We start from the raw sequence: 14,210 nt of genomic DNA, 5'->3' as shown, positions 1-14,210 counted from the left end.
CGTGGCCATGAGCAACGAGATCAGCCTGGCCGAGGTTCAGGAATTCATCGCCGGCTTCTGGTTCCACTACGACCAGGGCCACTTCGACGAGTTGGCCATCCGCATCGGCGACGAGATGGAGTACCTCAGCCGTTCCGATTCCGGTGATTGCCCGTTCGAGGAACTGCTTGCCGCCGAACTGCACGGCGGCGCCGAGACGCTGGCCTGGCTCACCGAGCATCGCAACGAGAACCCCTACCCGCTCCGGCACCACGCGACCAACGTCTTTCGCACCGGCGTCAGCGCCGGACCGGGAGGTGAGGTCACGACTGCCCGCTTCTATCTGTACGTCAACCAGATCACGAACAACGTCCCGTTCGACGTGTCGAGCGGGGTCGTCGACGTTGGAATTCGGCGTGGAGAGTGCGGGCTGGTGTTCACCTCGATGAGCGTCGTGCTCGACGCCGAGGACTCGGTTCCGTTCGCTCAATACACCGCCGCGAAGTCCGCCGCCTCGCCCGCGTGACCGCCCAAGACGTGTTCGGCGGCGGTGTCGCCGTCATCACCGGCGCAGGCGCAGGAATCGGTGCCGGACTCGCGCGGCACGCACACCGGTTGGGCATGACGGTGGTGCTCGCCGATGTCGACGAGGAGGCGATCGGCACGCTGCGGGACGAACTGAACGCTGACGGTGGCACGGCGGTGAGCATCCCGTGCGATGTGCGCGATTCGAGCGCTGTCCAGGAGCTGGCCGACCGCACCTACGCCGAGGTCGGCCCCGTGCGTCTGCTGGTGAACAACGCCGGTGTCGAACAGTTCGGCTACCTGTGGGATACCCCGGTCGCCAACTGGAACCGTGTCGTCGAGGTCAACGTCAGCGGCGTCTTTCACGGGATCCGCGCGTTCCTGCCTAAGATGATCGCGGCGGCGGCTCCGGCGTGGGTGTGGAACCTGTCCTCGATCGGCGGCGTCGCCGTCGTCCCGCTGCAGGCGCCCTACATCATGAGCAAGCACGCCGTGCTCGCGCTGACGGAGTGTCTGCAACTCGAGGTTCAGCACGCCGGTTTCGACCACATCCACGTCCAGGCGGTGTTGCCGGGCGCGGTGGTGTCCAACATCTTCGAGTCCGCCGGTGGTGTCGACGCACACGGTGGCGACACCGCGGCCGCCGAATCGCAACGCTCGGCGATGCTCGACATCAAAGCCGCCGCGATGGACCCGGTTGCCGCCGCCGAGGTGGTGTTCGACCAAGCCGCCGAAGGCCGGTTCTACCTTCTCACGCAGCCCGAGTACGTCGGGTCGGCGATGACCGAACGTGCCAATGTTCTTGCCAGCCAACGGGCTCCGATGCTGCGGACCGGGCGCCGGTTCGACCCCGAGGCGGAGTGACTGTGACGGTTCCAGCACTGGATCCTGACGCCGCGGCCCGGATCGCCGCATTCGGGCCGATACCGCCCATGCGCGAGCGCGGCATCGCGGCGGTCCGCGCCGCCATCGAGGCCACTCCCCTGCCTGCGGACCTGCCCGACATGGCATCCATCGTCGACCGCGTCGTTCCAGGGCCGGCGGGGCCGATCCCGTTGCGGATCTACCGGCCGTCCGGCGACACCGCCGCACCGGCGCTGGTCTACTTCCACGGTGGCGGAATGGTGATGGGCACCAACCACTCATTCGAGCCGCTGGCCCGCACCCTGGCGGCGCTCAGCGGCGCCACGGTCATCTCGGTCGAGTACCGACTGGCCCCGGAGTCCCCGCCGCCAGCGCAGTTCGACGACGCGTACGCCGCTACCGAATGGGTCGCCGCGCATGCCACCGAGTTGGGGGTCGACGTCAACCGACTCGGCGTGGTCGGCGACAGCGCCGGCGGATCGCTGGCCGCCGCGGTCGCTCTGGCAGCACGGGACGTCGGCGGACCCAAACTGAGCGTGCAGGTCCTGCTCTATCCGGGACTGGACCGCGATATGGGGGCACCGTCGATCACGGCGATGCCCGAAGCGCCGATGCTGCGCCACGACGACATCGTCTACATGCTCGACCTCGCCGACTGCGGGGTGTCACAGCACGACCACTACCGGGTGCCCGCCCACGCCGCAGACCTGTCGGGCCTGCCGCAGGCGCTTGTCGTGACCGGCGAGTGCGACCCCATCCGGGACTGGGGCGAACGGTACGCGGGCCGACTGCGCGACGCCGGTGTGCAGACCACCGTGACGCGCTATCCCGGTGTGTGTCACGGCTTTCTGATGTACTCACACACCACCGCACGCGGTCGCCTGGCGATTGCGGAGATCGGCGCGCTACTGCGGGCGAAGTTCGCCCATCCCCTGCCTTTTTGACGACACTGCCGTTTTGATCACCTTGCCGTTTTGATCACCTTCGTGTCCCGATCACCGGACAGCGCGGCATCGGGGCCCGCAGACGCCCCACACAATCGACGCACCAGAACGACCAGAGGAGACAGCATGCTCACCGACGCACGCCGGATGGAGCTTTCCGACGTCCTGCGACCCGTATCGCCGCCCGTTGAGGTCAACAACGTCTACACCGACGATCAGCGGCAGCGCCTCCTCGACGTGGTGCACGCCAACGGACCGTGGAAGCTGATCATCGCGCAGCACTTCGCCTCCGCCGAGGAACTCATTGCCACGATGAGTGGCGCTTTCCCCGAGGGCTTCACACCGTCACTGGACCTCTTCCTGACACCGACATTCCGCGGCTACCTCGCCAACTATGGCGCTGTGCTGTATCCCGAACTGCACGATGTCTTCTACAACGAGGACTTCCTCGCCAAGGCCAAGTCATACTGGAATGCCGCGTACGCCAAGCCCGAGCTGATGCTGTTCAACATCAACGGCCCCTGCGCGAATCGCGATCCAGGACACCTGGATTCGCCCAGCTTCCGCGGCGTTCGCCACGAGAATGCCCCGACCTGGCTGTGCAGTGTCATGGGTAAGTCGGGTCTGTTCACCGACTACCTCATCAAGATGGCACAGGTCATCACGTGGTTCTCGGCCGACGAGGGCAGTGGATTCACCTACTGGCCCCAGGGACCGCTGCGGGCCCCTGCGCGTGTGCTCCCGCCGATCAACAACCGTGGCGTCGTCGTTCAGAACGAGATGATGATGCACCGCGGCGAGGCCAACGGACCCCTCGATCAGCAGATGCCCGCCGGTCTCGCCTTCGACACGGTGTTCTCGGGCGACCCCGCGGATCGCGAACACTGGCTGTTGAGGAATGGCGATGACGTGATCGCGCGCCACCGCACCGATGAACTGCGCTTCCTGGTGCATTGGTCGGCCGAGGTGTTTGCCGACTACGACGAGCTGAAGAAGAACATGGACGGCTCCGATGATCTGACCGTAGACAAGGCGATCGACATGCTCGTCGACGACGTCAACAAGAAGGGTGGCAAGCTCGACATTCCCGCGGCACCGCTGCACGACCCGGAGTTCATCGGCGCCCTCAACGCCGCTTACGACCTGGGCGGGCCTGCCGCGTATCCCGAGAAGGCCCCGCTGAGCGCCTTCGCGCTGGCATAACCATGTGCAGGTGTGCTGATCGCCATGCCGTCATCGACGTTCTGAACAAGTACGCGACGTCGCTAGATGCGCGAGACTGGGAGGGACTGAACGACGTCTTCCACCGGGACGCCGTCGGCCAGTACGGAGTATTTCTCGACGGACGGGCTGCGATCGTGAAGTCAATACGCGGTTTCCTGGATGGGTGTGGGGCCACCCAGCATCTTCTCGGCAACCACGAGATCCACATCGACGGTGACCAGGCCCAGTGCGCCACCAAGGCTCGCGTCATCCATGTCGGTGCGGGAGAGCGCGCCGCCCTCACGCCCTACGAGGCCATCGGCGTCTACCGAGACCAGCTGATCCGCACACCCGAGGGCTGGCGAATCATGCACCGTCACTTCGATGTGAGCATCACCCTCGGCGACTTCAACGTATTGCAACCAGCGTGACCGAAGGAGCGACCATGCAGAGATTCTCCGACCGCACAGTCATCGTCACTGGCGCCGGCTCAGGGATCGGCCAAGCCACCGTTGCGCGACTGCTCGACGAGGGCGCCACGGTGGTGGCCTACGACGTCTCCGCGGAGGGCCTGGCCGCGACCGCAACCGCCGCCGATGCCGCCGATGCAGGCGAGCGACTCACCACCGCGGTACTCGACGTCTCGTCCGAGGATGCCGTCGCCACGGCCGTCGACGCGGCGGTGAAAGAGCTTGGTGGCCTTGATGTCCTGGTGAATGCCGCGGCCATCCAACGGTGCGCGCACACCCATGAGCACACCCTGGCCGACTGGAACGCCACCCTGGCGGTCAACCTCACCGGCACCTTCCTGATGACCCGGCAGGCGCTGCCCGCACTGATCGCCAGCGGACACGGGGTCGTGGTCAACTTCACGTCGACCGCCGCCTCCTTCGCACATCCGTACATGGCGGCCTACGCAGCGAGCAAGGGCGGCGTGCTGGCGTTCACCCACGCGCTGGCCCTCGAGTACTCCAAACAGGGTCTTCGTGCGGTGAACATCCAGCCGGGCGGAGTGGCGACCGCCCTGGCGATGAGCACGCTCGACAAGATGCCGGAGGGCTACGACCTCGGGCTGTGGGCCAAGCAGACCCCGCTGATCGGTGGCCGGGAAAACGAGATCCTCGGCGATCCCAGCGCGGTGGCATCGGTTATCGCCATGGTCGCCTCCGACGACGGTCGCTTCATCACCGGCACCGAGATCCGGGTGGATGGCGGCGCGCACGCCTGACCGCAAAGCTTGATGGCGGCACTAATTCGTTGTTGGTGGGGGTTGTGGTTGGAAGGGTTGGTACCACCACCAGTCGGCGCGTTCTCCGGTCGGCCAACGCCGGGATCGACTTCGCACCGGTGGACCCGCACAACTCGTCACGGTCCAACTCGGCCACGATCTCCACCACACGACTGTCGATGGCGTTGCGCTGACCGGACAGTTCGGCCAACTCGTCGAACAACACCTCAAGACGTTCATCGGGACGCACCTCGCCGGCCAAAGAGGCTGCGGCTGAGGACATAACACCATTATCTCAGCGGGGTCCGACAAAACTCTGGGCCCACACAACCCAGCGACCCAGAACCTAAGCGGCCGGTGGGACGAAGTCCATCCTGGTTCGGGTGAGGTGTACTGACGCGATCCGCCACATGCCATCGGACTTGGTGTACGTCTCGTGGTAGTGACCGGCGCCGTGCAGCGTGTAAGCGTTTGGGAACACCACGATGTCGGCCATCGCCCAGATACCCGTCGCAGTGTTGGGCGAGGTCAGGGCGATCTCTGGGGTATGACCGTGGTGCACTGTTGTGCAATCCTCGATCGCCGCGCGGATCGAGGAGACGAGTTCGTCAACGCCCTCCCACGTCGGCCCGGGCTGACCGTCGGCGCCATTGGGTGACACCGCGTTGTCGAAGACACCGACGACGTCGTCGGTGAACACATCGCGCCAGGAGTCCCATGCCTTGGTATCCATGAGGCGGAAGTAGCGCGCCTTGAGCTGCCTGATGGCTTCCAACTCGTCGGCGACCGACGTCGATGAGGATCCCGTCACGGTGTCACACCGACTGTGTCTTCGACTACCGGCAACTCACCGCGCAACACAGCGTCGGCGATCGACGTGCGCAACGCGGAGCACACCAGGAACAGCGCGCGCGTCCCGTGCGCCGCGAGCTTGTCGGCCTCACGTCTCTCGGCACAGCCCTCATACGCCGCAGCTGACCATTGCACGCTGGTCTGATGCCAGCTGCTCTTGCGCGCGAGTACTGATGCGGCGCAACGCCGACACCGCACCGGTGCCATCGGCGCGTCATCGAGGCGGTTGTCGGCACGCACGGTCATGGCGCGGTTCCGGAAACCCTCGCGGCCATATTGGCCTCGATCTCTCTGTTCCAGTGCTCGGTGGGGCGCGTGGTGTCGATCTCGAACTCGAAGCGGTCCACCATATCGGGGGTCACATCAGCGGCGTCGACGTAGAACTGCTCGTACCAACGCCGCAACTGATAGACGGGGCCGTCCTCCTCGACCAGCAGCGGATTGTCGATTCGGGCCTTCGTCCGCCAGATCGCGACGTCCTGTTCGAAGCCCATCTTGACGAAATCGCCGAGCGCGACCGCCGTCTGTATCGCGACGTCCTCGGGCAGGTCGGCGGACTTCTTGACGATGATGCCGTACTGCAGCACGAACGAGTGCGCGTCAATCGGGTAGTGGCAGTTGATCAAAACCGTGTGGTGATCGGTCTCGGGGTAGTGATAGGTGAGGTCGTCGATCATGAAGGACGGCCCGTGATAGGACGCCAGCGAGGTCGTGCCGAGCATGACAGCGCCCTCGGTACCTCCCAGATCGGGCCGCGATCCGCTGCTCATGTACTGGGTGGCGACGTGGCCGGAGAAGATGTTCTTGAACTGGGTGGGCAGGGAGCCGTGGACGTAGAAGAAATGCGCCATGTCGACGACGTTGTCGATGATCTCGCGGCAGTTGGTGTCGACCGTGGTCGTGTACCAGTGCCAGTCGGTCCACTCGTCACTCGTCGCGCCCTCGATGCGTGGAATCGTCACGCCCTCCGGCGGCGGATTGCCCTCGGGGTCGTTCCACACGAACAACATTCCATCCTGCTCCAGGGTCGTCCAGGTGGCGGTGCGGGCCAATCGAGGGACGCGACGCGCATAGGGCACGCTTTTGCATCTGCCGTCCCCACCCCAGCGCCAATCGTGGAAGGGGCAGGCGACCTCGTTGCCCTTGACCTGTCCCTGTGACAGATCACCACCCATGTGCCTGCAGTAGCCGTCGAGGACGTTGATCCTGCCGTCCGACCCGCGGAAGACGACCAGTTTCTGGCCGAACGCGTTGACCGCGTGTGGCGTGCCGTCACCGAAGTCGCGTACCAAGCCCAGGCAGTGCCAGCCCCGAGCGAACCGGGTCGGTGCGGCGCCAGCCTCGATGAGTCGGACTTCATCAGTGTTCGCCTGCAGTGTCATATCGGACCGTCCTTGATCATGAGGGGCTGTTTCGTTTCGGGGTCGGCGTCGTGGCCGATTCAATCCCGTTGACACGTCCAGTTGGACGCATCGTTCCGCTCAATAGGACAACGGATCCGCTCGTCGGAGCGGCACGGCTACCGTCGCGGCCGTGACCGACCACAGCATGACCATCCCCGCCGGCGCACCGGTAGCCGACACCACCGTCGACCTACTCGTCGTCGGCTCTGGTACCGGCATGGCCGCCGCACTCGCTGCGAGCGAACTCGGGCTGTCCGTGCTGATCGTCGAGAAGTCGTCAACGGTGGGTGGTTCCACCGCTAGATCCGGTGGCGCGCTGTGGCTTCCGGGTAGTCCAGTGTTATCCGACGCCGGCGCCGGAGACACCCCGGAGCGGGCCCGGACCTACCTGCAGTCAGTGGTCGCCGGGACCGCACCCGCCGAGCGCGCCTCGACCTTCGTCGATCAGCTGCCCGCCACCGTGCAGATGCTTCGGCGCACGACTCCCATGAAGCTGTTCTGGGCCAAGGACTACTCCGACTACCATCCCGAGGCGTCGGGTGGCAGCGCTGCAGGTCGGACGTGCGAGTGTCGCCCGCTGAACACATCTCTGCTCGGCGAGTACCGGACACGACTGCGGCCCGGGGTCATGGAGGTCACCGTCCCCATGCCCACGACCGGCGCTGATTACCGGTGGTTGAATCTGATGGCCCGGGTCCCACGTAAGGGCATTGCCACCATTGCCAAGCGGCTCGCGCAGGGGGTTGGTGGACTGTTGCTGGGTCGGCGTTACGCCGCGGGCGGTCAGGCGTTGTCCGCCGGCCTCTTCGCCGGGGTGCTGCGAGCGGGAATCCCGATCTGGACCGATACATCGCTGGTGGGCCTGACCGAGGATGACCAGGGTCGCGTCACCGGTGCGGTGGTCGATCACGATGGCCGACGCATCGCAGTCACGGCCCAGCGCGGTGTCATCCTGGCCGCGGGCGGTTTCGACCACAGCATGGACATGCGCTGGAAATTCCAATCCGAGGCACTCGGCGCGAACCTCAGTCTCGGCGCCGAGACGAACACCGGCGACGCGATCCGTATCGCCGGGGAACTCGGGGCGGGTACCGACCTGATGGATCAGGCGTGGTGGTTTCCCGCCGTGGCGCCACTGCCCGACCGCGCGCCGGCTGTCATGCTGGCCGAACGGTCGTTGCCCGGCTCGCTCATCGTCAACGAGCGCGGCGAGCGGTTCGTCAACGAGGCCACCGACTACATGTCGTTCGGACAACGCATGCTGGACCTCGAACGCTCGGGGAACCCGGTCGAGTCGATGTGGATCGTGTTCGACCAGCAGTACCGCAACGGGTACGTCTTCGCCGCGGAGCTGTTCCCGCGGATGGCGATCCCCCAGTCCTGGTATGACGCCGGAATCGCCTGCCGCGCAGATTCGCTCGCGTCTCTCGGCACCCAGATGGGGGTTCCCGAGGACCAGTTCACGCAGACCATGCGCCGGTTCAACGATGGTGCGCACGCAGGCATCGACGCCGACTTTCATCGCGGTGAGAGTGCCTACGACCGCTACTACGGCGATCCCACGATCACGCCGAATCCCAACCTGCGCCCCTTGGTGAAGGGACCGTTCTACGCGGTGAAGATGGTCCTGAGTGACCTCGGCACCTGCGGTGGACTTCGCGCCGACGACCGGGCTCGGGTGCTACGCGAGGACGGTACGTCCATCGATGGCCTGTACGCGATCGGCAACACCGCCGCCAACGCATTCGGTGCGACCTATCCCGGCGCGGGCGCCACGATCGCGCAGGGTCTGGTGTACGGGTACATCGCCGCCATGGACGCGGCGCAACGATGACGCTCCGCCGCTAATCGGGCTCGGCCGCGTCCGCCCTCTTCTCGATCTCATACCAGTATTCCGTTGCAGGCCAAGGGACCTTGCCCGTAGTACCTTCAGCGATCTGCGGGAACGCGGCCTCCGCCTCATCGAGGTCCTTGATCATCGTCAGGGCGAGTTCGCGTTCGTTGGCGTAGTACCTCTCGGCCCACTGGAGCGCTACGCGTGCGTAGGCCCAGGCGGGATCGGCGCCGGCCCACCTGGCATCCTTTGCGGCCTCGCGCTGCATACCGTCCGCGTAGGCGACGTGCTCGGCGAGGATCTCCTTGAGCTTCGTCGGGTTGGTCAGATGCCCCAACGTGACACGCAGCAGCGGGCTGTGTTTGAGCACCGGCGGGTCGACCGGCGCCTCATTGGCCCACCGAGTCACGGCCTCCAGCCCCGATTCGGTGATCTTGTACAGGCGTCGACTCCGGGCACCGCTGGTGTTCTCCACCCGCGACGTCACCATTCCGAGCTTCTCCAGCTTCCTCAGCTCGGAGTAGATCTGACTGTGCGCCGGGCTGCCATAGTAGAAGCGCAGGCTCCAGTCACTCCACTTTCGGATGTCGTAGCCCGACAGTTCCTGTTCGTAGGACAACATGCCCAGCAGCGCCCAGCTCGTCGCCGCGAGACTCGGCTTGCCCGACTGTTCACTGCTCTCCACTTTGCCAGCCTAACAATGCGGGTCAGCCTCCCACGTCGACTCACCGCTGGATGGGAGCCCACGTTGCGGCCACCCCGCCCACACGATCACGCTGGATCGAAAGTCCCCTACGCACGGAGAGGCACGAGCATCGACGAGGCCGGCATTCGCAATTCCCCACTGGATCTGGATGCACTCGCGACGGTCTACCGACCACTCGCAGAGTCGCTCCGCAGGCTGATCGACGTCAGTATCCGCTCGGAGGTTCACGCGGATGTGGTGGCGGCGGCGACGGCCAAAATCGACGCGGCTGCCGACGAACTGAGCGCATCGATGATGCCCGGCTCGTTCGGGATCAGGCAGGGATCAGACGGCCAGGGCGTCGCATGGGGCAATGTCGTCATAGGCCTCCGCAATCCCGTGGCTCCCCCGCTGACGGTGCACCACGATTCCTACGGGTCCGTGTGGACCGAGTTCACGCTGGGCGCGGCCTACGAGGGCCCAGCGGGCCACGTGCACGGCGGTGTGTGCGCGCTGATCCTCGACCACGTGCTCGGCGCCACCGCTCATCTGCCGGGACGGCCCGCTGTCACCGGAACGCTGACCATCCGCTATCTCCGGGGCACACGACTCGGGCGAACCCTGCGCGCTCGCGCGCACGTCGATCGCTTCGAGGGAGCCAAGACCTTCGCGACGGGTTGCATCGAGGACGACGACGGCGTCACCGTGGAGTGCAGCGGCGTGTTCATCCACCCCAAACAGCACGTTTCCCGACCAATCGGGGACCAGATCTAGGGTATCCCCCGATTCCTCGGCCCCCCTGATTCCGTAACGTCCCGAAGAGACGGCGCCTAGGGGTGGGGGTACAGCTGTGCGGTGTGCCGAGATTGGGGGCCGAGCAAGTTACGTCGGTCGGATCGGTGCCCTCGCGGTCGCGCTCGGAATAGGCCTCGCCGTCCCCGCAAGCACAGGTATTGCCTGGGCAAATCCCCTCGACCTGGGCTCCCTCTCGAATGAACCCGACACCACGGCCGACACCCTCGATGACGGCGTCGACAACCCCAGCAGCGTCGCGCCCGAGCCAGTCACTCCGCCGACCCCGCCCGCCGACGAGCCGCAATCGTCTGCGCCCACCGTCGACACGTCTCCCAACGGGGGTACGGCGGACCAGTCCATTACCGCCAACACCGTGGAGGTGGCGCCAGGCGTCATCATCTCGAGTTCCGGCGGCGCGCAGACCTCATCGGAGGTAACCGGCGCAGAGCCGCCGGCCGCCACCACCGCCGAGTCGCCACCGGCGGCGGTGACCCATGAGGCACCCGCAGCTGATGTCCCCGCTCCCGTCGCTCCCGTCGCGCCGGCTGCACCCACACGACCCAGACCCCAGGTCGACCGCGGAGACCAGGGCGGCCACGGGTACGAATGGATCGACGACGGTCGCGTGCTGCCGCCACTGGCAGTCATCGACGGCACCAATCCCGATATCACCCAGATCTCCATGACGGCGGTGCCCGCTTCCGAACCGATCCGTGAGGGCACCGCCAGCACGAGCGCGGAGGCCACCCGGAACGAGTGGGCCAGGACGTTGCCGTCGAAAGTCACCGACGTCGACGTGCCCGCCCCGGCACCGGCCCTCCCGGAACGCACGCGGGTCGCGCTCATCGTCGGTGCGCTCAGCCTGTTCGGCTTCGCCCCGGGCGGGCCGATGGTGCCGGGTGGCGGGGCCGCGCCCGTGCTCCAACTCGCCTGGGCGGCGTGGCGACGCGAGTCGGCCCGACCCGAGAACACACTGTCGACGCCCACACCGGAACAGCCAGTGACCAACGGGAACTGCGAACCGCTCGTGTGCGCGGTGAGCGGACCGGTGCACGGCGACGTGACGTTCGTGGACGGGGCATGGAACTACGCCCCCACCGAACGGGCGTTGCACGCCGCCGCAGCCACCGATGCGACCGCCTCGACGACGACGGACACCTTCACGATGTCGATCGGCGAGGAGAACGGGTCCACCACAGAGATCCCGGTCCAGGTCTCGCTGCTTTCCCCAATCTCTGCCGAAACCGCAGAGGTTCAACGCATTCCAGTCGGCAACGGACCGAATTACGTCATCGCGGGACCCGACGGTCGCTACGTCTACATACCGCACGCCATGGACTCGGCGATCGGCGTGCTCGACAGCTGGACAGGCAGCGTCACCTATCTCGACACCGCGGCTCCCCTCGGGCGCGCCCTGCTGACCGCGGACGGCTCGCGCCTGTACGCCGCGAACGCCAGTAACGGCACCATGACCGTGGTCGACACCGCCACCAATGCCGTGATCGGCACGGTTCCCGTTGACGGATACGCGTCTGACTTCGTGCTCGATGCGAACAGCGGCCGCGCATGCGTGCTGGTCAACTCGCCCGAGGACGGGTTCGAACTCGTCGTGATCGACACCGCCACCGTCATCGGCCGCACCCACCTAGGGCCAGACGCCGACCTGCCCGCGATCACCCCCGGCGGGAGCACACTCTTTGTTCGAGACACCCTCGCCAGGTCCATCCGGGCGGTCGACACCACGACCTTCTCGATCGTCGACATCCCCGCCGAGCGGGACGTCACGCACCTCGCCGTCAGTCCCGATGGCCGTCACCTGTTCGCCTCGACGGTCCCGGACCTCGACGTCTACGACACGCAGACCAACACGCTCGTGCGGTCGTTCCCCGACCTCGGCGGAGCCCTGTTCCTGGTGTTCAGCCCGGACGGGTCGATTCTCTACACGGCGAGCCTCGACGGCGACACCCTGGCCGTCATCGACACCGCCACGCTCACGCACACAACTGTCACGGTCGGACCAAATCCGACCAACGCCGCGGTGTCCCCCGACGGTCAGCAACTGTTCCTACTGAACGGCGACGGGACGGTGTCGGTACTCGACACGGTCACCAAGAGCGCCGACACAATCGACATACACGGCAAGCCGAATGACCAATATCAGATCGCATTGAGCCCCGACGGGAGGCACGTGTACGTCCCCCAGTACGAAACCGGCACGCTGGCAGTCATTTCAGCGCGCACCGCCAACCTCGCTCCGACTGTGGACGTGGATCAGGCAGACGACCCCGGGTCCGGCGGTGTCACCTACACCGCCGCGGGGGCTGACGCCGACGGCGACGAACTCCTCTACACGGCGGCGCCGCTGGCTCCTGGCACGCTGACCAACCTGGGTGGTGGAGAATTCCGCTTCGTACCCGACACCGCGCTCTCGGGCCACCTGCCACCTGGCGTCCACGACGCCGTGTCGATCACGGTGAGCGACGGGCACGGCGGCTCGGCGTCGGTGCGCGGCACCTACGTCGTTGCGCCGTCCGATGAGGCGACCGTCATCGCAACGTTGGCCGTCGGCGGTGAGGTTCGCAGCGTCGCGGTCAGCCCAGACGGCACCACGGCCTACGTCCCGATCATCGACCCCGCCGGCAGATCTCGCGTTGAGGTGCTCGACACGACCAGCGGCGACCTGCTCGCGATCGTGGCACTGGCCGACGACCCCCGCGGCTCCACATCCCTGAGCGCCAACGGCAGCCGACTGGTGGTACCCGGCGGTGAGTACGTCATGGTCATCGACACCACCACGTACGAAGTCATCGCCGCACTCGAGGGCGCCGATCACGCCGTGCTCGCCCCCGACGGTCTGAAGGCCTACGCGTTGCGGGCTGGCGAGATGTCGGTCCACAACGTCGATCCGGGCAGCGAGAGCTTCGGCTCCCGCATCCGCGCCGTCCCCACCGGCGGCTATGCCGAGGGCATGGTGTCGGGCGCTGACGGCCGAATCTACTTCGCCACCAGTGACTTCACGGTCACGGCGATCGACACCGCCACCGATGAGGTGGTCGCCACGATCAGGACGACGTCCGGGTCGCACAACCTCACCGCGGCGCCCGGACGCGTCTACGCCGCACTGCACGGAACCTCGATGGCCGTCATCGACACCGACACCGACACCGTGCGCGCCAACGTCCCGATCCGCGTCGAGTCGCCGGGCCCCTATGTCACCGCCAACGCAGACGGCAGCCGGATCTACCTGTCGCGTCGCGAGGAGGGCATCCTGTCGGTGTTCGATCCGTCGACCAACACGATCATCGCCTCGGCGCGTGTCGGCGACGGCACCGTCGCGCCGGCCGCGGTCAGCGCCGACGGCTCGCTGGTGGTGGTTCCGGTCGGAGACTCGGTGACGATCGTCTCGACGGGACGGAATGTCGAGGTCTGACGGCTACTTCCGGCGTTAGGGTTTTCCCATGAGGAAACTGGAAAGCACACTCACCGCCGCCACACCGCAGATCCTGAGTCTGTTCCGCATTGTGTTCGGCCTGCTGCTCACCGTGCACGCCACGCAGAAGCTGTTCGCCTGGCCGGTCGGCACCGCTGCTGCCGACGGCACACTGACCGGACCGTCGGTGCCATTCGGCACCTGGCCGTACTGGTGGGCCGGCGTCATCGAACTGGTGGTCGGCCTACTGCTGCTCGTCGGGCTCGTCACGCGCCTGGCCGCATTCGTGGGGTCCGGCGAGATGGCGTTCGCCTACTTCACGCAGCATCAGCCCAATGCCCTTTGGCCGATCGAGAACGGCGGCGAGCTGGCGGTTCTGTACTGCTTCGGTTTCCTGCTACTCGTCTTCACCGGCGGCGGCGCGTGGGCGGTGGACGCCATGCGCAAGCGCTAAACCTGGTGACTCCA

14 protein-coding genes and 1 pseudogene are annotated in these 14,210 nt (G+C 66.4%); 10 read left to right on the top strand and 5 right to left on the bottom strand.

What is annotated here, in order from left to right; genetic code table 11:
- The first annotated feature begins 7 nt into the window (after positions 1–7).
- The 6 genes from ACZY0X_RS29770 (at position 8) to ACZY0X_RS29745 (ending at position 4,743) form a co-directional block, all read left to right on the top strand.
- Positions 8–505, top strand: a complete 498-nt coding sequence (locus ACZY0X_RS29770; protein ID WP_463775540.1) for a polyketide cyclase — start codon at positions 8–10, stop codon at positions 503–505.
- On the top strand, positions 502–1,368 hold the full coding sequence (locus ACZY0X_RS29765) for an SDR family NAD(P)-dependent oxidoreductase (protein WP_463775538.1): 867 nt from the start codon (positions 502–504) through the stop codon (positions 1,366–1,368). Before ACZY0X_RS29770 ends, ACZY0X_RS29765 begins: the two co-directional genes overlap by 4 nt.
- 2 nt (positions 1,369–1,370) lie before the next feature.
- On the top strand, positions 1,371–2,312 hold the full coding sequence (locus ACZY0X_RS29760; RefSeq protein ID WP_463775537.1) for an alpha/beta hydrolase: 942 nt from the start codon (positions 1,371–1,373) through the stop codon (positions 2,310–2,312).
- A gap of 126 nt (positions 2,313–2,438) precedes the next feature.
- On the top strand, positions 2,439–3,515 hold the full coding sequence (locus ACZY0X_RS29755) for a hypothetical protein (protein WP_463775535.1): 1,077 nt from the start codon (positions 2,439–2,441) through the stop codon (positions 3,513–3,515).
- Between the two features lie 2 nt (positions 3,516–3,517).
- On the top strand, positions 3,518–3,946 hold the full coding sequence (locus tag ACZY0X_RS29750) for a nuclear transport factor 2 family protein (protein ID WP_463775534.1): 429 nt from the start codon (positions 3,518–3,520) through the stop codon (positions 3,944–3,946).
- A gap of 14 nt (positions 3,947–3,960) precedes the next feature.
- A complete protein-coding gene (locus tag ACZY0X_RS29745; RefSeq protein WP_463775532.1) occupies positions 3,961–4,743 on the top strand; it encodes an SDR family NAD(P)-dependent oxidoreductase in 783 nt (260 codons plus the stop codon).
- A gap of 94 nt (positions 4,744–4,837) precedes the next feature.
- Here ACZY0X_RS29745 and ACZY0X_RS29740 read toward each other — a convergent pair.
- From ACZY0X_RS29740 to ACZY0X_RS29725, 4 genes and pseudogenes are all read right to left on the bottom strand, one after another.
- Positions 4,838–5,026, bottom strand: a pseudogene (locus ACZY0X_RS29740) (hypothetical protein); the annotation flags it as partial.
- 63 nt (positions 5,027–5,089) lie between these two features.
- Positions 5,090–5,554 (bottom strand): nuclear transport factor 2 family protein, encoded by a 465-nt coding sequence (locus ACZY0X_RS29735; protein ID WP_463775531.1) that lies wholly within the window; start codon positions 5,552–5,554, stop codon positions 5,090–5,092.
- Positions 5,551–5,841, bottom strand: coding sequence for a ferredoxin (locus tag ACZY0X_RS29730; RefSeq protein WP_463775529.1), 291 nt, complete (start codon positions 5,839–5,841; stop codon positions 5,551–5,553). The genes ACZY0X_RS29735 and ACZY0X_RS29730 overlap by 4 nt, the downstream gene beginning before the upstream one ends.
- Positions 5,838–6,977 (bottom strand): Rieske 2Fe-2S domain-containing protein, encoded by a 1,140-nt coding sequence (locus ACZY0X_RS29725; RefSeq protein ID WP_463775527.1) that lies wholly within the window; start codon positions 6,975–6,977, stop codon positions 5,838–5,840. Before ACZY0X_RS29725 ends, ACZY0X_RS29730 begins: the two co-directional genes overlap by 4 nt.
- A 151-nt stretch (positions 6,978–7,128) precedes the next feature.
- On the opposite strand from ACZY0X_RS29725, the gene ACZY0X_RS29720 reads away from it, so the two are divergent.
- Entirely contained in the window at positions 7,129–8,832 is a 1,704-nt protein-coding gene (locus ACZY0X_RS29720) for a 3-ketosteroid-delta-1-dehydrogenase (protein ID WP_463775526.1), read from the top strand.
- 10 nt (positions 8,833–8,842) lie between these two features.
- Here the strand turns inward: ACZY0X_RS29720 and ACZY0X_RS29715 are convergent, their stop codons facing one another.
- Entirely contained in the window at positions 8,843–9,517 is a 675-nt protein-coding gene (locus tag ACZY0X_RS29715) for a PadR family transcriptional regulator (RefSeq protein WP_463775525.1), read from the bottom strand.
- Positions 9,518–9,775: 258 nt separating this feature from the next.
- Here ACZY0X_RS29715 and ACZY0X_RS29710 point away from each other — a divergent pair, with 258 nt between their 5' ends.
- The 3 genes from ACZY0X_RS29710 (at position 9,776) to ACZY0X_RS29700 (ending at position 14,196) form a co-directional block, all read left to right on the top strand.
- The gene (locus tag ACZY0X_RS29710; RefSeq protein ID WP_463775523.1) at positions 9,776–10,291 is read left to right on the top strand and encodes a PaaI family thioesterase; all 516 of its coding nucleotides are present in this window, start codon (positions 9,776–9,778) and stop codon (positions 10,289–10,291) included.
- A gap of 76 nt (positions 10,292–10,367) precedes the next feature.
- Complete coding sequence (locus ACZY0X_RS29705; RefSeq protein ID WP_463775522.1) at positions 10,368–13,742, top strand: hypothetical protein; 3,375 nt, start codon at positions 10,368–10,370, stop codon at positions 13,740–13,742.
- Between the two features lie 28 nt (positions 13,743–13,770).
- Complete coding sequence (locus ACZY0X_RS29700) at positions 13,771–14,196, top strand: DoxX family protein (RefSeq protein ID WP_463775521.1); 426 nt, start codon at positions 13,771–13,773, stop codon at positions 14,194–14,196.
- Positions 14,197–14,210: the final 14 nt, after the last annotated feature.

It is taken from the genome of Mycobacterium sp. IDUB_39 (assembly GCF_055419205.1).
The sequence above is the reverse complement of the archived record's forward strand: the minus strand, read 5'-3'. Positions and strand labels throughout refer to the sequence as shown.